18 protein-coding genes are annotated in these 21813 nt (G+C 44.9%); 10 read left to right on the top strand and 8 right to left on the bottom strand.

Features of this window, described 5'->3' with window-relative positions:
* Window positions 1-125: 125 nt before the first annotated feature.
* The 3 genes from VFC92_12735 (at window position 126) to VFC92_12725 (ending at window position 5675) form a co-directional block, all read left to right on the top strand.
* Entirely contained in the window at window positions 126-3623 is a 3498-nt protein-coding gene (locus VFC92_12735; GenBank protein HZK09047.1) for a PAS domain S-box protein, read from the top strand.
* Between the two features lie 85 nt (window positions 3624-3708).
* A complete protein-coding gene (locus tag VFC92_12730; GenBank protein ID HZK09046.1) occupies window positions 3709-4824 on the top strand; it encodes a hybrid sensor histidine kinase/response regulator in 1116 nt (371 codons plus the stop codon).
* A gap of 5 nt (window positions 4825-4829) precedes the next feature.
* The gene (locus VFC92_12725) at window positions 4830-5675 is read left to right on the top strand and encodes a response regulator (GenBank protein ID HZK09045.1); all 846 of its coding nucleotides are present in this window, start codon (window positions 4830-4832) and stop codon (window positions 5673-5675) included.
* Between the two features lie 410 nt (window positions 5676-6085).
* On the opposite strand, the gene VFC92_12720 is transcribed toward VFC92_12725, so the two are convergent.
* From VFC92_12720 to dnaA, 4 genes are read right to left on the bottom strand one after another with little or no spacing between them, the layout of a single operon-like run.
* Complete coding sequence (locus tag VFC92_12720; GenBank protein HZK09044.1) at window positions 6086-6793, bottom strand: SAM-dependent methyltransferase; 708 nt, start codon at window positions 6791-6793, stop codon at window positions 6086-6088.
* Complete coding sequence (locus VFC92_12715) at window positions 6793-7755, bottom strand: pyridoxal-phosphate dependent enzyme (protein ID HZK09043.1); 963 nt, start codon at window positions 7753-7755, stop codon at window positions 6793-6795. The genes VFC92_12720 and VFC92_12715 overlap by 1 nt, the downstream gene beginning before the upstream one ends.
* A complete protein-coding gene (locus tag VFC92_12710) occupies window positions 7755-8225 on the bottom strand; it encodes a low molecular weight protein-tyrosine-phosphatase (GenBank protein ID HZK09042.1) in 471 nt (156 codons plus the stop codon). The genes VFC92_12715 and VFC92_12710 overlap by 1 nt, the downstream gene beginning before the upstream one ends.
* Before the next feature lie 18 nt (window positions 8226-8243).
* The gene (dnaA, locus tag VFC92_12705; GenBank protein ID HZK09041.1) at window positions 8244-9692 is read right to left on the bottom strand and encodes a chromosomal replication initiator protein DnaA; all 1449 of its coding nucleotides are present in this window, start codon (window positions 9690-9692) and stop codon (window positions 8244-8246) included.
* A gap of 534 nt (window positions 9693-10226) precedes the next feature.
* On the opposite strand from dnaA, the gene VFC92_12700 reads away from it, so the two are divergent.
* Entirely contained in the window at window positions 10227-12254 is a 2028-nt protein-coding gene (locus VFC92_12700; protein HZK09040.1) for a cation:proton antiporter, read from the top strand.
* Window positions 12255-12321: 67 nt separating this feature from the next.
* Here VFC92_12700 and VFC92_12695 read toward each other — a convergent pair whose 3' ends face one another.
* The 3 genes from VFC92_12695 to VFC92_12685 are packed head-to-tail and all read right to left on the bottom strand — an operon-like array spanning window position 12322 to window position 14365.
* A complete protein-coding gene (locus tag VFC92_12695) occupies window positions 12322-12888 on the bottom strand; it encodes a CvpA family protein (GenBank protein ID HZK09039.1) in 567 nt (188 codons plus the stop codon).
* The gene (locus tag VFC92_12690; protein ID HZK09038.1) at window positions 12885-13628 is read right to left on the bottom strand and encodes an ATP-binding cassette domain-containing protein; all 744 of its coding nucleotides are present in this window, start codon (window positions 13626-13628) and stop codon (window positions 12885-12887) included. Before VFC92_12690 ends, VFC92_12695 begins: the two co-directional genes overlap by 4 nt.
* Window positions 13625-14365 carry an ABC transporter permease gene (locus VFC92_12685; GenBank protein HZK09037.1) on the bottom strand — a complete coding sequence of 247 codons (741 nt, stop codon included), beginning with the start codon at window positions 14363-14365 and terminating at the stop codon, window positions 13625-13627. The genes VFC92_12690 and VFC92_12685 overlap by 4 nt, the downstream gene beginning before the upstream one ends.
* Before the next feature lie 321 nt (window positions 14366-14686).
* On the opposite strand from VFC92_12685, the gene VFC92_12680 reads away from it, so the two are divergent.
* The 3 genes from VFC92_12680 to porQ all read left to right on the top strand — a co-directional run bounded on the left by VFC92_12680 (window position 14687) and on the right by porQ (window position 17160).
* Window positions 14687-15172, top strand: coding sequence for a TlpA disulfide reductase family protein (locus tag VFC92_12680; protein HZK09036.1), 486 nt, complete (start codon window positions 14687-14689; stop codon window positions 15170-15172).
* Between the two features lie 40 nt (window positions 15173-15212).
* Window positions 15213-15836 carry a thioredoxin family protein gene (locus VFC92_12675; GenBank protein HZK09035.1) on the top strand — a complete coding sequence of 208 codons (624 nt, stop codon included), beginning with the start codon at window positions 15213-15215 and terminating at the stop codon, window positions 15834-15836.
* A gap of 268 nt (window positions 15837-16104) precedes the next feature.
* Window positions 16105-17160, top strand: coding sequence for a type IX secretion system protein PorQ (gene porQ / locus VFC92_12670; GenBank protein ID HZK09034.1), 1056 nt, complete (start codon window positions 16105-16107; stop codon window positions 17158-17160).
* Between the two features lie 83 nt (window positions 17161-17243).
* Here porQ and VFC92_12665 read toward each other — a convergent pair whose 3' ends face one another.
* Window positions 17244-17684, bottom strand: a complete 441-nt coding sequence (locus tag VFC92_12665) for an OsmC family protein (GenBank protein ID HZK09033.1) — start codon at window positions 17682-17684, stop codon at window positions 17244-17246.
* Between the two features lie 287 nt (window positions 17685-17971).
* Between VFC92_12665 and VFC92_12660 the strand changes: the two genes are divergently transcribed.
* From VFC92_12660 to fahA, 3 genes are all read left to right on the top strand, one after another.
* Window positions 17972-19135: a homogentisate 1,2-dioxygenase gene (locus VFC92_12660; protein HZK09032.1), complete on the top strand. Its 1164-nt coding sequence runs from the start codon at window positions 17972-17974 to the stop codon at window positions 19133-19135.
* Between the two features lie 67 nt (window positions 19136-19202).
* A complete protein-coding gene (hppD, locus tag VFC92_12655; GenBank protein HZK09031.1) occupies window positions 19203-20312 on the top strand; it encodes a 4-hydroxyphenylpyruvate dioxygenase in 1110 nt (369 codons plus the stop codon).
* Window positions 20313-20513: 201 nt separating this feature from the next.
* Window positions 20514-21794, top strand: coding sequence for a fumarylacetoacetase (gene fahA / locus VFC92_12650; protein HZK09030.1), 1281 nt, complete (start codon window positions 20514-20516; stop codon window positions 21792-21794).
* Window positions 21795-21813 lie beyond the last annotated feature (19 nt).

The raw sequence follows: 21813 nt of genomic DNA, 5'->3' as shown, positions 1-21813 counted from the left end.
AAGCCTGATGGTCAATGTGCCACCAGGCTTTTTTTTGTGCACCGTTATCTCATTGCAGCGGGTGGGCAAAGACAGAAATTGTTATCTTAGCCGCCTGTTACAAAAACAAACATTTTGATTCTCGGATGCACACCAATCCTGAAAATATTCATTTGGAAGAACAGATAAAATCTCTTAGCAATCAGGCCGAAGAGATGCGTGTGATTGTGAAAAATCTGCAAAAGGAGAACTCTGACTACCGTCAGATTATCGAAAATTCGCGCAGTGTCATTATCAAGATATTATTCGACGAAAAGATAGAATACATGAATCCGCTGGCGCGCAAAATTTTTGGTGCGCCTGAACGGAAACAAACGCTTGGTAAAATCCTGCAAGCCATTATGAGTCTTCCTTCTGATCAGCAACAACCGCCCAAAGAGCTGATTCGTCTTTTGAAGCATCGCAAGTTGCATCTGCATAACCACGAAAAAAGGATCATGCTTTCTGATGATAAAATCGTCTGGATTTCGTGGACAAACCGCCTGCTCTATGATGATAGCAATAAAGCCAAAGGTTTTGTCATCATCGGTGCCGAAATTACCAAACGCAAACTGGTTGAGGAGGAGTTGCGCGAAAGCGAATTTAACCTTACCAAAGCGCAGGAGATAGCAAAGATAGGAAGCTGGGCACGCGAAATCGACAGCGATTACATTCACTGCTCTGAGTATTTTTTCAAGATTTTCGGCATCGAAGCATCTACCAGCTACAGTTCTCTGCTGCGAATGATGAACAGGATGATTTTTCCGGAATACCGCGATTACATCAGCCAAAAGATAAACCGTGCTGTGCAGAAGGGAAGTGCCGAATCGTTTACCTATCGGATTCTCCATCCCTCAGGCGAGTTGCGCTGGATTATGGAAGAGGTATCGCTGCTGGGCGACATCGACAAGAAGAAGCAAATGCTCATCGGTACCATTCGCGACATTACCGAGGAGAAAAAACAAGAAGACAAGTTGCGCGAATATTTGCTGATTGTATCTTCTTCCAGCGAACTGATGTCGCTTATCGACAAAGATTATCATTATGTAAATGTAAACCAGGCCTACCTGGATGCTTATCTGAAAGTAGCTTCGGACGTAGAAGGTAAAACCATTGCCGAAGTGTTTGGTCACGAAATTTTTGAAAACATTCTCAAACCCAACATTGACCGTTGCTTGCTGGGCGAGCATCTCATCGACCAGTATTGGTTTACTTTTCCTAATGACCGGCGCTGTTTCATGGACGTAACCTACAATCCGGTACTTGAAGTGGATGGAACTATTTCGGGTGTAACGGTGAGCGCGCGCGATATTACCGAACTAAAGAGGACCGAAGAACAACTGCGTATTTTTAAACTCTTTGCCGAGGAGTCGGGTGTAGGCTTTGGTATGGCCGACCTGGAGGGGCAAATTACCTATATTAATAACCGGCTTTGTACCATGGCCGGCTTCGTTGACCCATGCGATCTTACCGGGAAAAGTATTTATAATACCTACCTGCAAAACCATGAACACCGGATTAAAAATGAGATTATCCCTACCATCATCAAAAAAGGTCAATGGACCGGCGAAATAGACCTTCGACGTAGCGACGGGAAAATTATCCATACCATCGAAAACTTCTTTATGATTCGTAATGAAGATGACGAGCCGATGGCTTATGCCCTCACCGTTACCGACATTACTGACCGTAAGCAGGCCGAGGAAGCATTGCTGCGTAGCGAGAGCAATTTCAGGATGATTTTTTCAAATGCAGCTATCGGCATCGACGTGGTGGACGACAACGGCCGCATCCTGCAGATAAATAATGCGTTGGCGCAAATGCTCGGTTACAGTCGCGAGGAGTTGTTGGAAATGAATATTTTCGATGTAACTTATCCTGACGACCGCAGCCAAAGCGAGAAGTGGTTGTCAAATATTGACGAAAGCGCAACCCAGAATTATCGTATCGAAAAACGTTATGTGCGGAAAAATGGTGAGGTTTTTTGGGCCGATCTGGCGGTTACACAGTATAACGACCTTGCCAGCAACCGCAAGCTGGTGATTGGAACCATCATCGACATCAGCAGATCGCGCACATTGCAGGAGGAGCTGCGCCACTCGCGCGAGGAAGCCATACAAGCCAACAAGGCCAAATCGGAGTTTTTGGCCAACATGAGCCACGAAATTCGCACCCCACTCAATGCAGTTATTGGATTTACCGAGCTTCTTGAAACCCTGGTAACCGACCACAAGCAGATAAATTATCTTGATTCGATAAAAAGCGGCGGCAAAAACCTGTTGCTACTCATCAACGATATTCTCGACCTTTCTAAAATTGATGCCGGCAAAATAGAATTTGTCTATGAACCGGTAAATCCTTATAATCTTATCGATGAGATACATCAGATTTTCTCTTTAAAAATTGAAGAAAAAGATCTGGATTTTGTAGTGGAAGTTGCTGACGATATTCCTGAGAGCGTGATTTTGGATGAAGTTCGCGTACGTCAGGTAATTTTTAATCTGATTGGTAATGCTATAAAATTTACCGAAAGGGGATTTGTAAAATTTGAGGTTAAAAAGATGACCTCTCAAAATGACAACAGCCGCATCGATCTGATAGTTTCGGTAGAAGATTCAGGCATCGGAATTCCTTACGAGCAGCAGGAGCAGATTTTTGATGCATTCCGCCAGCAAAGCGGACAGAACACCAGAAAGTATGGCGGTACCGGGCTCGGGCTTTCTATTAGCAGGCGGTTGGTAGAAATGATGGGTGGTACAATTTCGCTGAAAAGCACCCCGGGTAGCGGATCAGTTTTTTCGTTTGTTCTGCGCGAATTGCCTATTGGCGCTACCATCGATACCGATGTAGTGGCCGAAGGACCCGACATTTCAACCATTGTTTTTGAACCGGCACGTATTCTCATTGTCGACGACGTGGAATCGAACCGTCGGCTCATCAGCGAAAATTTTGCGTCGCCCAATATTTCCATCCTCGAAGCCGAAGATGGGCACAAAGCTGTGCTGCTCGCCAGCCAATTTATGCCCGATTTGATTTTTATGGACATCCGCATGCCTGTGATGGACGGCTTTGAAGCTGCACGAATGATAAAGACCAAGCGTAAAACCAAGAATATTACCATCATCGCCCTCACCGCATCTTTGCGTATCGACGAGGAGAACGAAGATTATGAAAAATATTTTGATGGATATTTGCGTAAGCCGGTTACCAGACGCGAACTGTACCAGGAGCTGATGCGGTTTTTGAAATACATAATTGTTGCTCCTCACACGATTTCGAAGCCCAAAAAGGAAGAGGAAATAGAAGTAGTTGAGATGCCTGAACTTACAGCTCTACAACAATCGGAACTCAAAGCTTTGGTAAGTGGTGAGTTGTATGAGAAATGGGATAAGGCAATGACCTACCAGATGAGTGATGAAATAGAAGACCTTGCCAAAATGATTCTGCAGACTGGCAAAGATTTTACCCTGACACCTTTTACTTTTTTAGGTGAAAAACTTACCGAAGCCATCGACCGTTTTGATTTGGATGAGATGGAAAGATATTTGAAAAAGGTGCCGGAGTTGCTGCAGTCAACTGAAATATTATTGCAACAGAGTGAATAAAAACCGGTTTAGATTGTTATCTAATTGTTTTTCATACTTTTGAGGCCTTCACGGCAAATTTAGCGAAAGCGAAAAAATGTACTGCGTGCAAACACATTCGAAAATATTACTTGTCGACGACAACCCTATCAACATCAGGGTTGCAGCAAAGATATTGCGCAGCAACAACTACAACATTTCGTTTTCACAGAGCGGAAAAGAAGCGCTGGAAAAATCAAAAAAAGTTCCGTTCGACCTCATCCTGCTCGATATAATGATGCCCGACATGGATGGCTACGAAGTATGCCAGCGGCTGAAGGAAGATCCGGTGACGGAAAAAATCCCGGTAATTTTTCTTACTGCCAAGACCGAGCCTGAGAGCATTGTAAAAGGTTTTGAAGTGGGAGGGGCTGATTATGTCACCAAGCCTTTTCACGGGCAGGAGTTGCTGTCGCGCGTTGAGACACATATTCGATTGAAACAGTCGCTCGAACATCTAAAGCAAACCAATCTGCTCCTCACCGAAAGCAACGAGACCAAAGACAAGATGTTCAGCATTATCAGCCACGACTTGTTAGGGCCTTTTGGCAATATTCGCGAATCGTTGGAGATGCTGGCTACCAATCAGGTGGTGATGGATGATGACAGTATGCATCGTTTTGTGAAAGCAATCTGGCAGTCTATTGGCAACGCCTATTCACTACTCGAAAATTTGCTTTATTGGGCGCGAAATCAGCAGGGAGAGATGATTTACAAACCGCGAATGATCAATATGAATCAGGCGGTGCATGAGACCTACGATTTGCTCGAGGGTATGGCAATGATCAAAAATATTACTCTCAAGAGCAATCTCATCGACAACTATACAGCTTACGCCGATAAAAATGCGGTGAAGACAATTCTGCGCAACCTGCTGGCCAATGCCATCAAATTTACCAATCCCGGTGGCACCATTACCACGCGCATTATCGAAAAAGATAATCAGTTTATCGAGGTAAGCGTGCACGACAACGGGATAGGAATGAGCGAAGAAACGATGGGAAAACTTTTTTTGGCTAAAGCCAAAAACGATCCCAAATGGGGTACCAGCGGTGAAAAAGGTGTTGGATTGGGATTGATTATTACTAAAGAATTTATAGAGAAACACAACGGAACTATCCGTGTAGATAGCTCGCCCGGAGTGGGCTCAACTTTTTATTTCACACTTCCAAAAAATAACTGAAGACTATGGAAAATCTATCCAAGAAGAAAATACTCATTGTTGACGACGTGCCAAAAAACATCGAACTGGCAGCCAACATTTTGCAAACCAAAAACTACAACATCACCTTTGCCAAGAGTGGTGCATCGGCTTTGGGAAAAGTGAAATCGATCGACTTCGATTTGATCTTACTCGATGTGATGATGCCCGAAATGGACGGCTTCGAGGTGATACGGCGGCTAAAGGAGGATGAAGATACACAGGACATCCCGGTGATTTTCGTTACAGCCAAGTCGGAATCAGAAAATGTGGTAAAAGGTTTCGAGTTGGGTGCTGTGGATTATGTGACCAAACCATTCAAGACTGAAGAACTGCTGGCACGCGTAAAAACCCACATCGAACTTCGCGAAAAACTTCTGGAGAAGAAACAAATCGAAAAACAGTTGCATGAGCTTCAGTCTGCCACTGGCACCGATGACCTGGATCGTGAGGCACTCGAAGTGCGCAAAGCTGAGCTCGAAAATGTGACTCTTTTCTACGAATTGCGTAGCCAGCTCGACAAGCTAATCCTTGAGAAAAATCCTGTGGCACGCATGGAGATACGGCACATAAAAGAAATGATCTCCAACTTGTTTATCGATAAAAGCAACCAGGAATTTCATCGCTCATTGAAGAAAAATTTCCCCAAACTCACCTTCGACGACCTGCGGCTGTGTTCTTATCTTAAGCACCGGTTTCTCAACGTGGAAATTGCTGAGTTTTTGGAAACCTCGCCAGAGGCTGTTTACACCAGAAAGTCGCGCCTGCGTCAAAAGCTCAATTTAGGAAAAGACGAAGACATTAGTGAATTCCTGTCAAATTACGAGTTTTAAAAAAAAAGTACATTTTTTAAAACTTCCCAAAGCTAACAATACGACTGTTCCCGCTCATCAATAGCATTTTTGATGCAGGATATGCTATCGGTATGTAAGATGCCGTAAGTTGTAAAAATGAAGTTTGGGCAATTTGGCTATGTTTTTGCAGTTAATATTTCGGGTTTGTTTTTAAGCTGAACATCCCCCGCCTTGATACCGGGTTAGAATAACAGGTATTTTTTTTCATAAACGTTAGGTTAGGAACCCGTCGAAAGGCGGGTTTCTTTTTTTTTAATAAAATTTAACACATAGAACAAAAAGCGCTTTAAAGCGTTTCATAATAAGTTGAAATCAAGATATTAAGATACCTTTTCAGGTAACATGTAATCCTTCTTTAAGCCCCGGTGATTAATCCTCCCGGGGCTTTTTTATTTGTAAAGCAGAAAAACAGAAGGTCGTTTGTGAAGGGTTGGTTTGTGCTGCCGCCACCACGAAACGGGTCGGGTTGATATCCATTCCGTGTCGAGAGTAATATCGGTAGCAATGCAGAGCCGGGTTTGTGGCTGGCAGTGCGAAAGGATGTTTTCGATAAGTTTATCGTTGCGATAAGGGGTTTCGATAAAGATCTGAGTTTGGTCTCTTTGATAAATACTGGCTTCGAGTTCACGCAATTTTTGACGTAGTTCAGGTTTTTGTATGGGCAGGTAGCCATGAAAAGCAAAGTTTTGTCCGTTGAAGCCCGAAGCCATTAGCGCCAGCAGCAGCGAGGAAGGTCCCGTAAGCGGAATTACGCGCAATGAATGCTGGTGACAAAGTTGAACCACCACTGCACCAGGATCGGCAATGCAGGGCACACCGGCTTCGGAGAGCAAGCCCACAGCTTTTCCGTTTTTAACCGAATCAAGAAAAGGGGCAAGTTCCTCCGGTAGCGTATGTTTATTGAGCAAGTGAAATTTTACTGTATCAAAATTTCGGGTGTAGCCGGATTTCCTCAAAAACCGACGGGCAGTGCGCTCATTTTCCACAATAAACTCTTCCAGTTCCCCAATTACATCAAACACTTTTACCGGCAGTACCAAAGCAGGTTCCTGGTCTCCCAGAGTTACGGGAATAAGATAAAGTGCATTTTCAAGCATTATGACATGAGCCAGGGTAAATGATCCAAATCAACGTTGCCGCCTGAGATGATGATGCCGATGCGCCGGTTGCGACAATCTATTTTATTTTCGAGCAGCACAGCCAAAGGCACTGCTGAGGAGGGCTCGATGATAATTTTCATACGTTCCCACACCAGACGCATGGCCGCTATTATGTTTTTTTCAGAAGCTGTAACTACCTGCTCCACATGATCGAGGATAATGGGAAAAGTAATGTCGCCCAGCGAAGTGCGCAAACCATCGGCAATGGTATCGGGATGAACCGATGGTACAAATTTCTTTTGTACAAACGACTGCCAGGCATCGTCGGCTTGCTCTGGTTCTGCAGCAATTACTTTGAGATCAGACGCAAGGTAATGTGCCGCTAACGCCGAGCCGCTCAGCAATCCGCCGCCGCCAACGGGAACGATGAGCAGATCGAGATCAGAAACATCCTCGATGAGTTCTTTGGCTGCAGTAGCCTGTCCGGCAATGATGGTGATGTTGTTATAGGGATGAATTTCGACAGCATTCGTTTTTTTAATTACCTCTTTTAGTGTGCTTTCGCGCGATGCCAGAGTAGGGGAGCAGAAGGTGATCTCTCCTCCGTAATGTTTTACAGCCGCAATCTTTACAGCGCTTGAGTTGTCAGGCATCACGATGTATGCTTTTGCATTGCGCAAAGCAGCAGCCCTTGCCAGCGCTGCGGCATGATTGCCAGAAGAGTGCGTGGCGACGCCCTGCGTGATTTGTTGTTCAGTGAGCGAAAAAACAGCATTAACAGCCCCACGTGATTTGAATGCACCGGCTTTTTGGAAATTCTCACATTTAAAAAACAAATTGCAACCTAACAGTTCGTCGAGATTCCGACTTTGCAATACAGGCGTCCGATGTACATATGGAGCTATTCGTGCGGCCGCCTGTTCTATTTGTTGTAGCGTGGGTCTTGCGCTTGAAGGCATCAGGATGTTGGTTTTTTAATTTTCTTGATGATCTCATCGCCGGCCATGTTGATCATCCGATACACATTTTCGAAACCTTCTGGGCCTCCATAATAAGGATCGGGAATCTCCAGATTTTCGTGTGGCAGTGCTTCATTCATCAGCAATTTTACCTTGGCTTTGTCTTTTTCGTTGCGGGCTTTGTTCAGGATGTTCCGGTAGTTTTCCTGATCCATGGCGTAAATGGTGTCGTAGCTGTCGAAGTCATTTGTATGAAATTGCCTGCCGGTATGGCTGGTGATGTCAATGTTGTGTTTTCGTGCTGTTTCTATGGAACGTATGTCGGCAGGTTCGCCGATGTGGTAGCCGGCAGTTCCGGCCGAATGCACCTCCGCATCAATGCCATGCATTTTCATCTTATGGCTCAAAATGCCGGCAGCCAGTGGCGAACGGCAAATGTTTCCCAAACATACCATAAGAATTTTGTACATGACAACTTAGGATTTTAGCTAAAGCTTGATTCGCTTTTGAAGGTCTTCCACATAGCCGCGGAAGCTCTTGTCGGTGTCGCGCAGATTTTTTACCGTTTTGCAGGCATGCAGCACGGTTGCATGGTCTTTATTGCCACAGTGCAGTCCGATGGAAGTGAGTGAAGCTTTGGTGTGTTCTTTTGCAAAAAACATAGAGAGTTGCCTCGCCTGCACTATGTTACGTTTTCGGGTATTAGAATTCATGGTTTCGACGCTGAGACCAAAATATTCTGAAACAATTTTCTGGATGTAGTCGATGGATATTTCCTTGTTGGTGTGCTTAATGAAGTTATCCACAATCTGCTTGGCCAGCTCCAGGGTGATCTCTTTTTTGTTGAGCGAAGCCTGCGCAAGTATCGAAATCATGGCGCCTTCGAGCTCCCGGATGTTGGAGGTGACACTGTAGGCCAGATATTCCACCACGTTGTCGGGCATAGTAATCCCGTCGCTATAAAGACGCTTTTGCAGTATAGCAATACGCGTTTCCAGATCGGGCAATTGCAGATCGGCCGTAAGTCCCCATTTGAAGCGCGACAGCAGACGTGCTTCCATATTATCGATTTCTACAGGTGGCTTATCGCTGGTGATTATCAATTGCTTGCTATGCTGATGCAGCTGATTGAAGATGTGAAAAAATATGTCCTGAGTTTTTACTCTTCCCGAAAGGAAATGAATATCGTCGATGATCAATACATCGATGAGCTGGTAGAAATTGGTAAAATCATTCGTATTGTTGTTGCGCACCGACTCGATGAATTGTGTCATAAATTGGTCGGCGGTAACGTAAAGTACAGTTTTGTCCGGAAATTTCTCTTTTATTTCCAGACCGATCGCATGCGCCAGATGCGATTTGCCCAGCCCCACCCGGCTGTAAAGAAATAGCGGATTGAAGGCTGTCTTTCCTGGATTTTTGGCAATAGCCAAACCCGCCGAGCGCGCCAAACGGTTGCAATCGCCTTCGATAAAGTTATCGAATGTATAGCGTTCGACAAGCTGTGAGTTGACTTTTACTTTTTGTATGCCGGGAATTACAAAAGGATCAGGGATTTCTTTGCCGTGCGTGTTGATTCTAAAGGGCATACTTACATCCTGGGAACGCGTTCCACTGCGCCTGGAGGTAGGAACGATAATTGTATGAGGTTCCTGCTTGCGGTTGAAGGAGTTGTCCATTACGATGCTGTATTCCAAACGTCCGTTAGTACCCAGCTCTTTTTTTATGGTACGTCGAAGCAGGTCGATGTAGTGCTCCTCCAACCATTCGTAAAAGAATTGGCTCGGCACCTGAATGGTCAGCACATCATCAACAAGTCGTACCGGATTGATAGGTTCAAACCATGTTTTAAAACTTTGATTGTTGATGTTGTCTTTGATGATCCTCAGACAATTGTTCCATACTTTTACTGCAATATTATCTTTCTGATCAACCACTGTTATTGTTGTTTATCTTATTATTAAATCGAAAAAATAGTCTGGCTTGGAAAAGGTTAACGGAATGCTGCTTGCCGTGACTCCCAAATTTGTCAACAAAAGTCTATTAAAAATAGTGAATAAAATCTTTTTTCTTTCCTTGCTTTTTCAATATAAAAGGTTAAGGTGAAAAACCCGCCTCTTCGTTTTTTAGTCACCAAGAAGGTTAAGATGAAATGATTAATCAACATTCGGAGATTTCTTAATATGTAGCCAAAAAAAATCTAACTTTCTTTTGCTCTCGCTAATCGTATTCCGGTTTTGTTGTACCTGATTCCACCTTATCATTATGCTATCTTTGAGGCTCAAAAAACTATTCCTTTAAGCAATTTTTGAAAGAACAAAGTTTCCGAAAGTATAACTTTACCAGACACAAGAAGTGTAAAATAACATTTTTTTTGATTGGTCAAAAAGTACAAAGGCTTTACTAATATTGCAGTTCAAAAAAAGCGCAAAATGACTGAATGATGTATTTTTGTACCAAATAAAAGTTGCATGGATCTATTGATATTCAAAGATATTACCCTTCTTTTCGGCATAGCAGTGCTGGTGCTTTTTGTTTGTCAACGATTGCGTATTCCTCCCATTATTGGCTATTTGGCAACCGGGGTTTTGGCCGGTCCAAATGGTTTTTCGATGATCAGCAGCGTGCATGAGGTTGAGATGCTTGCAGAGATTGGCGTAATTCTTTTGCTCTTTACCATCGGCATAGAATTCTCTTTGAAAAGCCTGCTAAAGATGCGTAAAACGCTGATGATCGGTGGCGGTCTTCAGGTGGTTTTGAGTATCCTTTTTTTCTACGGCGTTATGCATCTCGATTTGTTGGGTGTTCATCAGGGTGAAGGGTTTTCGGAGTCGTTGTTTATGGGGTTCTTGATGGCGCTCAGCAGCACAGCCATCGTGCTGAAGTTGTTGCAGGAGCGCGGTGAATTCATTACGCCACATGGCCGTACAACATTGGGCATTCTTATTTTTCAGGATATTGCAATTGTGCCGATGATTTTGGTGTTGCCATTTTTGGCAAGTGGTGGCGGCGAAAGCAGCAATGTTTTAGAAGTTTTAGCCAAAGTGCTTGGCGTGCTGCTGATTGTTTTTCTGGGAGCCAGATATGTTGTCCCCAGGTTTTTGTATCAGGTGGTGAAGACACGCAGCCGCGAGCTTTTTCTTCTTACCATCATCGTGCTGGCATTGTCGGTGGCTTATCTTACCTCTCTGGCCGGGCTTTCGTTGGCGCTGGGAGCATTTCTGGCCGGGCTTATTATTAGCGAAAGCGACTACAGCCAGCAGGCATTTGGTAATGTTCTTCCATTTTTGGATGTCTTCACCAGCTTTTTCTTTGTCTCTATCGGCATGTTGCTCGATGTAGGATATTTTATTGCAAATCCTGTCATTATCCTTGTGCTCACTTTGGGAGTAATCGTTGCAAAAACATTCATTGCTACCCTGGCCAGCCTGGTTCTGGGATTTCCGCTGCGTACCTCGCTCATGGTGGGATTGATGATTAGCCAAGTGGGGGAGTTTTCGTTTATTCTTTCGCGCGATGGCCAGGCAATGGGTTTGATCAGCGAGGTTAATTACCAGTTGTTTTTGAGTGTTTCGGTGCTAACCATGGCTGTTACACCTTTTATTATAGCTGCAGCTCCTCGCATCGGTCAGGCTGCCAGCCGGCTGCCGCTGCCACGATGGCTCATTTCAGGTTCGGGTGCCGAAGCGCCCGAAGAAGTGCCGGAGGTTGTCGAAAATCATCTGGTAATTGTAGGTTATGGTGTAAATGGTCGCAATGTAGCCAGGGCAGCGCAGTTTGCAAGTATTCCTTACCGCATCATCGAAATGAACCCGTCGACGGTGCGCGAAGAAAAGCACAAAGGAATACCCATACTTTTTGGCGATGCCTCGCAGGAAGTTGTGCTCAAGCATGCACATATCCAGGATGCAATGGTGCTTGTGATTACCTTGCCTGGCTCTCCGGTAATCCGGCGCATTACCCAGTTAGCGCGCAGTCTCAATCCGCATTTACACATTATTATACGTGCTCGTTTTCTTACCGAGATGCAGGACTATTATCAGCTGGGTGCTAATGAGGTAATTCCTGAAGAGTTCGAAACATCTATCGAGATTTTTACACGCGTATTGGCCAAGTACCTGGTGCCTATTGAAAAAATCGAAAAACTTGTGGCAATGGTGCGATCGGATGGATATGAAATGTTCAGAAGTTTATCGGTGAACAATACAGGAGTTGAAAAACTCTCTGTAAAAGTTCCTGATGTCAGCATCAATACCATCCAGGTGGGTGCGCAGGCGGCAGTCAACGGAAAAAATCTGGCCAAATTAGAATTAAAAAGTAAGCACCGTCTCAATTTGCTGGCTGTAAGCCGCGGTAATCATATCATCGCAAATCCCCCCGAAAAATTCATTCTTCACGAAAATGATATTTTATTTTTTCTGGCTTCCAAAGATCAGATAGCACATGTGGCCGGGATGTTCAAATCGCCTGTGAGTGATATTAGGCAGTCGCAAGGGTGATTTTTTTGGTCAGAATATTTAAAAACGACACTTCTCATTTGATCCATCCTTACGGAGCAATCCTGAATTAAAACGCTTCTATTCTTACCATCTGATCAAGGCGCTTGTTGCGGCCTTTAACTTTATCCGGTGGAGGATTGTCGAAGGTGAGGTTGGTGATGTTTTTGAGTACAAAAGGTGCAACAGTTTCCACCGGGCGGTAGAGCAGCGATTTATTTTTAACATCAGACTTGAGGATGTTTTCTTTGATGTCGATCATATTAAACAACAAAATGAACACGCTCATAATAAAGATCCCTTTGAAGATTCCAAAGAGCAATCCCAGAACCCGGTTGATAATGCCCATCAGGGCCAGCGAAGCAATCTTGTCGAGCGCGCGGCCGAGCAGCGACACAAGCAGCACCACTGCCACAAAGGTGAGAATAAAAGCGATGATAAAAATCCAGCGATGACTGATTTCGACATATTTTATCAACCAGCCGGCAACTATATCCGAAAACATAACTGCCAGATAGATTCCCAAAATAAGTGCGGCCAGACTGGCCAGCTCTTTTATCAATCCTTTGCGAAATCCCATTATCGCCAGCAGAACGATAGGCAGCGCGAGCACCAGATCGAGGTAGTTGAATGTCATTTTATTTTTTGAGCTAATTTGCTGGCAAACACAAAGTCGTTGATTTCCTGATTGCCCGTGGTCAAAATCTCCTCTTTATTGCCTTCCCACCACACCTGGCCTTTGTTGATAAAGAGGATGTGGTCGCCGATTTCCATCACCGAGTTCATGTCGTGGGTATTAATTACTGTGGTGATATTTAATTCCTGAGTGAGTTCATTAATCAATTTGTCGATTACGTTGGAGGTTTGCGGATCGAGACCTGAGTTGGGCTCGTCGCAAAAAAGATACTTAGGCTCCATAACGATGGCGCGTGCAATGGCAACACGTTTTACCATTCCGCCGCTCAGCTCGCTGGGCATGAGCTTGTTTACTCCGGGCAGATTAACCCGTTCCAGGCAAAAGTTGACGCGATCTAGCCGTTCTTTTAGTGTCATTTTGCTGAACATGGTTAGTGGAAACATCACGTTTTCCTCCACAGTCATGTAATCAAACAGCGCGCCTCCCTGAAATAGCATGCCTATTTCTTTTCGGATTTCTTTTCGTTCGTTCCAGGTCATATTAGAGAAGATGCGATCGCCGTAATGGATTTCACCGCTGTCGACTTCGTGTAGACCCACAAAGCATTTTAGCAAAACGGTTTTGCCGGAGCCGCTCTGGCCGATCACCAGATTGGTAATTCCTTTTCTAAACTTTACAGTAACGTCTTTCAGTACATGGTTGTCACCAAACGATTTGTTGATATTCCGCGCTTCGATCATGCCAGTAGAAGTTTGGTAAGGATAAGGTTTGAAGTGATGATAAGGATGCTGCTGTAAACAACAGCGCGGGTGCTGGCAGCGCCGACTTCCAGCGCGCCTCCTTTTGTATAAAATCCCTGATAGCCCGACACCGAGGCGATGATAAAAGCAAAAACCGCCGTTTTGATCAGCGCGTAAGTAATGGTGTAGGGGTCGAACCAGCTTTGCAATCCAATAACATAGTCGTGCGTGGTGACCACGTCGGTGGTGAGTGCCACCAGGTAGCCGCCAAACAAGGCGAAGGCAATGCTGAAGACGATCAAAATGGGGTTGATAAAAATAGATGCAAAAACTTTGGGCTGAATCAGATAGTTGGCTGGGTTGATGCCCATGATTTCCAGGGCGTCTATTTGTTCGGAAACGCGCATGGTGCCTATCTCGGAGGCAATGCGTGAGCCTACTTTGCCGGCAAGTACCAGGCTGAGCATGGTGGGCGAAAACTCCAGGATGATGCTCTGCCGCACGGTAAATCCGACCATGGTGAGCGGGATTAAGGGTGAGTCGATGTTGTAGGCAGTTTGGATGGCCACCACAGCGCCTACAAAAACGGAGATGATGATGGTGATACCCAGCGAGTCGATACCCAGATTTTGTATCTCGATGAGTATCTGACGAAAGAATATTCGCACCTTGTCAGGCTTGACGAATACCTGTTTCATCAACAAAAGATATCTTCCCAGATCAGAAATGAATTTCATGATTTTGATTTAGTGGCGCGAAAATAGGGATATTTTTTAATCCGAAAATCAGAACTTTCATCTTTAATCGTGAGTTCCATTTCGCGCTGTTGTTGCATCGTTGGTTTGTTTAGCTATGCCGCCTGCTGCGGTTAACGGTTCTTTTAACACGGCTTTGCCGCCGGCTGTTCATTTGGTTAGGAGTTGGTGATCTGTTTTTTATGATGCAAAACGGATTTGGTTTTTAAAAGGTTCTCTGTTGGGGTGATATTTTTATAATGGAATGAGTGTGGTAAACATTTTGGATGGGGTGCACGTTTGGTTACACTCAAATTGCCGGATATGTCAAAGGTCATTTTAATATCACTCTTTCTTCTTGCGGCCGCTGCTGCATATGCACAGCCACACGAGCAAGTGCCTGTTTACGATTTTGAAGGTTTGCATCCTTTGCTGCAAAAGCAAAACGACACCACTTATTTTATAAATTTTTGGGCTACCTGGTGCAAACCCTGTGTGGCCGAGCTGCCTGCTTTTGAATATTTAAATGTAAAATATCATGATCAAAAGGTAAAAGTGCTGTTGGTGAGTCTCGATTTTATCAAAAATTACGAAAGCCGATTGCTCCCTTTTATTAAAGATAAAAAAATACAATCGCAGGTAGTGCTGCTCAACGATCCCCGCAGCAACGAGTGGATCGATCGTGTAAGCCCGCAGTGGAGCGGAGCTATTCCGGCTACTCTGGTTTATCGCAACAACCAGCGTATGTTTTACGAACGCTCCTTTACCGCTGGTGAACTTGAGGCCGAGGTGCAGAAATTTATTAAATAAAAAATCAGATTTTTATTCATCATCATTAAAAATTAAAATTATGAAAACTAAGCTTTTAATACTCCTTATCGGAATATTGGCTTCAGGCGCAACGTTCGCTCAGGATGGCTACGAGGTTGGCGACAAAGCCATGAATTTCACGCTCCAAAATGTAGATGGTCGTGTGATTTCTTTGTCGGATTACGACAATCAGAAGGGCGCCATCGTGATCTTTACCTGCAACCATTGTCCTTATTCGGTAGCTTACGAAGACCGCATCATCGCGCTGCATCAAAAATATGCACCGCAGGGTTATCCGGTCATTGCCATCAATCCCAACGACCCGACGCTGGAACCCGAAGATTCTTTTGAACTAATGGTAAAACGTGCGCAGGAAAAAGATTTCCCGTTTCCGTATCTTTTTGATAAAGGCCAAAAGGTATTTCCTGAATATGGCGCCACACGCACCCCGCACGTCTTTTTGCTGATGAACCGTGGTAACTATTTCGAGGTAGCCTATATCGGCGCTATCGACGACAACTTCCAGAATGCCGACGAGGTGGAGCAGTATTATGTGGAAGATGCACTGGCAGACCTTCAAAGAGGCAAAAATCCACGCCCTAACTTTACAAAAGCCATTGGCTGCACCATAAAGACCAGATCGGGAAATTCCAAAAATAAATAAGATAAAAGTCAAATAAAATTCAATATCCAAACCTCAATAGGCCAAACTTTCAGGCGTTTGAAATTTGTAATTTGGTGTTTGTGGCCCGGAGCTTTGTTTCAGAATTTCAACGATTGTCTTTTTAGCTTTGCTTACATCAGAGGATCATTTTGTATTGCATGGCGCAACCCAAGCGTGTGAATTGTCATCTTTAGGATTTTGTCAACAATTTTACAAAAATCTGCGCGTTTGCCAAACATCCATTTTTAAACCTGTTTTACTGGTGACTATGAATAAATATCTCATCCTTTTTTTTGTTAGCATATTGCTGTTTTGTGGATATTCAGCCCAGAGTCAGATTGGTGGCGATGGCGTGTACCGTTTCCTGAATGTGCCTGTTTCGGCCCGGGCAGCAGCAATGGGTGGTAATTTTTTGGCTGTGAAAGATGGCGACATCACCCAGGCCTTGTTCAACCCTTCGTTGATTAGCCCTGAAATGAGTAACAATCTGGCACTGAGTTTTGTGGATTACTACGCCGACATCAATTACGGCGCTGCCAGCTATGCGCGCACCTTTAATAAAACAGGAACTTATGTGGCCACCATGCAGTACCTCAACTATGGCGAGTTTACTTATGCCGATGCGGCAGGACAAACCTTTGGAACATTTACGGCCAACGACCTGGCGCTGAACATAGGGTGGGGGCGCGACCTTGATTCGTTGTTCTCGATCGGAGCCAATCTGAAGCTAATCTATTCCGGACTGGAAGATTATCAGTCGTTTGGTGTGGCGGTGGATGTGGCCGGAAGCTATTATAATCCTGAGCAGCAATTGACGGTTTCGCTGGTAGCACGTAATATCGGCAGCCAGCTCAAGCCTTATCGTTCGGGAAATTACGAAAGATTGCCTTTTGAGATCAATATTGGCGTTTCGCAACGGCTTCGCCACCTGCCTTTCCGCTATTCTATTTTGCTCACCAATCTGCAAAAATGGGATTTGACTTATAAAGATCCCAACGATCCAGATCAGCAGATCGATCCCATCACCGGCGAGGTGAACGAAAAGGATGGCTTTGCGGATTTTGCTGATAAAGCAATGCGCCACATTGTGATTGGCGGCGAGTTTATCCCGAGCAAATATTTCTCCCTCAGAGTAGGTTACAACTATCAGCGGCGTCAGGAGATGGGTGTTTATAATAAAATGGGAACGGTAGGATTTTCGTGGGGGTTGGGATTAAAGATTTCCAAGTTTCAGATTGAATATTCGCGGGCTACTTATCATCTCAATGGTTCGCCCAACTATATCACCATCCGCACCAACCTGTCGGATTTTTCCAAAAATTAGCAAACTAAATTATAGAATTTATAAAGAAAAAGCCGGTGCAGACAATATGCTGCACCGGCTTTTTTATGAGGCGAAACGCTCGATTATGCTAGTACCAGTTTTGGGCTAATAATCGATACATTCAGGAGGTTATCGGCAACAGGGCAGCGACTTGAGATCTCGCTGATAAGTTGTTCTTTTTGTTCAGAGGTGAGCTCGGCGGTGATGGTTACATAGGAGCGGATATTGGTAAATCCTGCACGTCCTTCGGTAGTTTTTCCCATCAGATAATCTTTGTCGAGGTCGCCTTCTACGTCCACGTTGATTTCTTTAATATTCAACCTGCGCTGGGTAGAAATTATGCGTCCGATAGCGCAAATGCATGCTCCCAAAGAGCTGAGAAATAACTCCAGCGGGTTTGGGCCTGCATCTTCGCCGCCGGCGGATGTGGGCTGGTCAATAATAAATTCATGGTTTGAAGCTTTGACAAGGGTCTTAAAACCCTGTTTTATGTTCGTTGATACTTTCATTGTGCTAAGTGCCATTATTATAAGTTTTTATAGTGAATAATAAATTTCTGATTAATAACCTTCAACAGCCTGGTTTAGTTTTTTGTTTAAAAAGTTAACTTATTGAAAGATATGCCTTCAGGAATTAGACAAAGTTCTAAATCACTGTTATGCTGGTGTTTAATTAGCTGGCGAAAGCATCTTCCAAAATTTTACAGAAAAGACAGGTGCAGGGTTAACAATTTTTAATTTTTGAAGCAGGCACAGAGCGGCGGCATTGGTTACTTTTGCAATTCAAATTCGTTCTAAATAAATTATCCGCTATGCCACATTATCATACTCTTGGAAAGATTCCCCACAAACGTCATACACAATTTCGCAAAGCTGATGGAAGTCTTTACGCTGAGCAGCTTGTTTCGACTGAGGGTTTTTCGGATGTTTATTCCTTGGTTTATCACACACACGAGCCTACGCGCGTAACGAGTATCGATGCTTCCTATTCGGTAGCTCCCAACATCGCTATTGATAAAAATATGCAGCACCGGAGTTTTCTGGGTTTTGATGTGCAGTCTGCCGACGACTATCTGGAGAGCCGTAAATATGTGTTGGTGAATAATGACGTGTACCTGGCCCTGGCAGCCCCGCGCAAATCGATGACGGATTATTTTTATAAAAACTCAGGCGCCCATGAGCTGGTGTTTGTCCATCGTGGCAAAGGGATTTTGAAAAGTATGTACGGAAATATTCCTTTTGAATATGGCGATCATCTGATCATCCCTAAAGGCGTTACCCATCAGTTTGAATTTGATGGCAGCGACAACCGTCTTTTCATTATCGAGTCCAAAGAGCCATTTCGCTTTCCAAAACGCTACGTGAACCATGCCGGCCAGCTTCTGGAACATTCGCCCTTTTGTGAGCGCGACATCCGCAAGCCACAGCAACTCGAAACACATGATAAAACAGGTGATTTTCTTATTAAAATAAAACGCGACGATACCATCTGGCCTTATCATAACCAAACGCATCCCTTCGATTTGGTGGGGTGGGATGGTTACCTTTATCCGTATGCTTTTTCCATTCACGATTTCGAGCCTATTACCGGGCGCGTGCATCAGCCGCCACCTGTTCACCAAACTTTCGAGACTTCCTCTTTTGTGGTTTGTGCCTTTGTGCCGCGGCTTTACGACTACCATCCGCAGTCGGTGCCTGCGCCTTACAACCACAGCAACGTCGATAGCGACGAGGTACTTTATTATGTGGATGGCGACTTTATGAGCCGCAAACATGTGGTGCAGGGAATGATTTCGTTGCATCCCGTTGGCATCGTTCATGGGCCTCATCCCGGAACCGTCGAAAAAAGTATTGGCAAAAAAGAAACCGGTGAGCTGGCTGTGATGGTCGATACCTTCCGTCCTTTGAAGCTTACAACGGAAGCTTTAGAGATTGAAGACAAAAACTATTACAAAAGTTGGATTGAAAATGATTAAGATCAATCATTAAAATATTGATAACGAATAACAAAGCAATACTCAAAACTATAACAACAAAAACCTAATGGCAAAATACAAACTGGAAGAAGATTTCCTTCCGATCAACGGAACTGATTATGTCGAATTTTATGTAGGCAACGCCCGCCAGGCTGCGCATTATTACCAAACAGCTTTTGGCTTTCAGCCACTGGCGTATGCCGGACTGGAGACAGGACTGAAAGACCGTGCCTCGTATGTACTGAAGCAGGACAAAATCCGGTTTATTTTCACCACAGCACTTACGCCCAATGGCGACATTGCCGAGCACGTCAAACTTCACGGCGACGGTGTAAAAGTGGTGGCACTGTGGGTGGACGATGCACGCAAATCGTACGAAGAAACCACGAAGCGCGGAGCCAAATCCTATTTTGAACCAAAAACTGAAAAGGATGAAAATGGAAAAGTCGTCACCGCCGGCATTCATACCTACGGCGATACCGTGCACATTTTTGTCGAGCGCAAAGATTACAAAGGCGTGTTTTTACCTGGCTATCAGAAATGGGATCCACTGTACAAGCCATCGTCGGTGGGATTAAAATATGTGGATCATATGGTGGGCAACGTCGGTTGGGGTGAGATGAATAAATGGGTGCAGTTTTACGCTGACGTGATGGGATTCAAACAAATCGTTTCGTTTGACGATAAAGATATCTCGACGGAATTTACAGCTCTAATGAGCAAAGTGATGTCAAACGGCAACGAGCGCATCAAGTTCCCGATTAACGAGCCTGCCGAAGGCAAAAAGAAATCGCAGATCGAAGAGTATATCGATTTTTACCACGGTTCGGGTGTGCAGCATGTAGCCATGGCTACCGACAATATTGTAAAGACGGTAACCGAATTGCGCGACCGTGGCGTGGAGTTTCTGCGTGTTCCGAATACCTATTACGAGACTTTGCTGGAGCGCGTGGGCAAAATCGACGAAGAGCTGCTGCCACTCAAAGAGCTGGGGATATTGGTCGACCGCGACGACGAAGGCTATCTGCTGCAGATTTTTACCCGCCCGGTAGAAGACCGTCCCACAGTTTTCTACGAAATCATCCAGCGAAAAGGAGCACGTTCCTTTGGAAAAGGCAACTTCAAGGCGCTGTTTGAGTCGATAGAGCTGGAACAGGAGCGAAGGGGAACATTATAAAAATCGAATTTTGTATACTGAATTTTGAATCTTGAATATCGAATAAATCCTGCCCTGCTGTGGCTGCGGTTTGTTGCTGTGGTGGCTGAGCGTCGGTTGATGAGCGTTGGTTGGTGAGCGTAGTCGAACCAAGCCGGACCAAGTCGAAGCCAGCTTTTTGAAAGGAATTTCGAATTTTGAATATTATAGAAAAACACTGATATGATTAAAGCAAACAACACATCGTTGCAGTCGTGGCTCAAAGTGCCGCGCAACAGCGACTTCCCGATACAAAATATTCCTTTCGGAATTTTTAAACCCAAAAATCGTACTACTCCGCGTGCAGGTACTCGTATCGGCAACCATTTGATCGATCTGGCTGCCATCGCCAGTAAAGGCTATTTTAAAGATGCCGGCATCAGCAAAGATGTTTTTTCGCAACCTGTGCTCAATGATTTTATTTCGTTGGGAAGGCCGGTGTGGCGGGCAGTGCGTGATCAGATTTCTGCAATGTTCGACAAGCAGAACGAAGAGATATGGAATACCGAAGATTTTAAAGAAGACATCTTTTATGATGTGAAGGAGGTGGAAATGCTTCTACCCGTGCGTATAACTGACTATACTGACTTTTATTCGAGCATAGAGCATGCTACCAATGTTGGCTCGATGTTTCGCGATCCCGACAATGCTTTGCTTCCCAACTGGCGTCATTTGCCGGTGGGCTATCATGGGCGGGCCTCGTCAATTGTCGTTTCAGGTACTAATATCCATCGGCCTGTGGGTCAGACCAAAAGCAACGACGATCCTGCTCCGATTCTGGAAGCTACTCGTCAGCTCGATTTTGAGCTGGAGATGGCTTTTGTGGTTGGGAAAACCACAGATCTGGGCAGCCGCGTTTCGCTACCGCATGCAGAAGAACACATTTTTGGACTGGTGCTTTTTAATGATCTATCGGCCCGCGACATCCAGAGATGGGAATATGTGCCACTGGGACCATTTCTGGCCAAGAACTTTGGCAGCGTGGCTTCGCCCTGGATCGTAACCCTCGATGCGCTGGAACCTTTCCGCGTTGAGGGGCCACAGCAGGAACCCAAAGTTTTGCCCTATCTTCAGTTTTCAGGAGCAATGAACTTTGATGTGAATCTGGAGGTGTTGATAGAAACCAATGACTTTCCGGCGCACAGCGTGTGTCTGTCCAACTTTAAATACATGTATTGGAATGTTTTTCAGCAACTCGCGCATCATACCATCAACGGCTGCAACATCAACGTGGGCGATATGTACGCTTCCGGAACGCTGAGCGGGCCGGAGCCGGAACAATACGGTTCGATGCTGGAACTTAGTTGGCGTGGAACAAAACCACTCACCATGCCCGACGGCACCCAACGCAAATTTATCAACGACAACGACACCATCATTCTGCGCGCTCATGCCGAAAAGGACGGCGTCAGAATTGGATTTGGCGAAAGCCGCACAACGATTTTGCCGGCAAAACCTTTGTAGTGTTTGTACATAAAAACAG

This window comes from Bacteroidales bacterium (assembly GCA_035647615.1).
Classification (GTDB): domain Bacteria; phylum Bacteroidota; class Bacteroidia; order Bacteroidales; family 4484-276; genus SABY01.
Note: the sequence above shows the minus strand (reverse complement) of the source record. Positions and strands in the feature narration are given on the sequence as shown.

Excerpts from the sequence above, each read along its gene's own strand:
- VFC92_12700 (HZK09040.1), top strand. The coding sequence starts at position 10,227 with ATGGATCTATTGATATTCAAAGATATTACCCTTCTTTTCGGCATAGCA.
- porQ (HZK09034.1), top strand. The coding sequence starts at position 16,105 with ATGAATAAATATCTCATCCTTTTTTTTGTTAGCATATTGCTGTTTTGT.
- VFC92_12690 (HZK09038.1), bottom strand. The coding sequence starts at position 13,628 with ATGATCGAAGCGCGGAATATCAACAAATCGTTTGGTGACAACCATGTA.
- VFC92_12660 (HZK09032.1), top strand. The coding sequence starts at position 17,972 with ATGCCACATTATCATACTCTTGGAAAGATTCCCCACAAACGTCATACA.
- VFC92_12735 (HZK09047.1), top strand. The coding sequence starts at position 126 with ATGCACACCAATCCTGAAAATATTCATTTGGAAGAACAGATAAAATCT.
- VFC92_12695 (HZK09039.1), bottom strand. The coding sequence starts at position 12,888 with ATGACATTCAACTACCTCGATCTGGTGCTCGCGCTGCCTATCGTTCTG.
- VFC92_12725 (HZK09045.1), top strand. The coding sequence starts at position 4,830 with ATGGAAAATCTATCCAAGAAGAAAATACTCATTGTTGACGACGTGCCA.
- VFC92_12720 (HZK09044.1), bottom strand. The coding sequence starts at position 6,793 with ATGCTTGAAAATGCACTTTATCTTATTCCCGTAACTCTGGGAGACCAG.
- VFC92_12685 (HZK09037.1), bottom strand. The coding sequence starts at position 14,365 with ATGAAATTCATTTCTGATCTGGGAAGATATCTTTTGTTGATGAAACAG.
- fahA (HZK09030.1), top strand. The coding sequence starts at position 20,514 with ATGATTAAAGCAAACAACACATCGTTGCAGTCGTGGCTCAAAGTGCCG.
- VFC92_12665 (HZK09033.1), bottom strand. The coding sequence starts at position 17,684 with ATGGCACTTAGCACAATGAAAGTATCAACGAACATAAAACAGGGTTTT.
- hppD (HZK09031.1), top strand. The coding sequence starts at position 19,203 with ATGGCAAAATACAAACTGGAAGAAGATTTCCTTCCGATCAACGGAACT.
- VFC92_12710 (HZK09042.1), bottom strand. The coding sequence starts at position 8,225 with ATGTACAAAATTCTTATGGTATGTTTGGGAAACATTTGCCGTTCGCCA.
- VFC92_12680 (HZK09036.1), top strand. The coding sequence starts at position 14,687 with ATGTCAAAGGTCATTTTAATATCACTCTTTCTTCTTGCGGCCGCTGCT.
- VFC92_12675 (HZK09035.1), top strand. The coding sequence starts at position 15,213 with ATGAAAACTAAGCTTTTAATACTCCTTATCGGAATATTGGCTTCAGGC.
- VFC92_12715 (HZK09043.1), bottom strand. The coding sequence starts at position 7,755 with ATGCCTTCAAGCGCAAGACCCACGCTACAACAAATAGAACAGGCGGCC.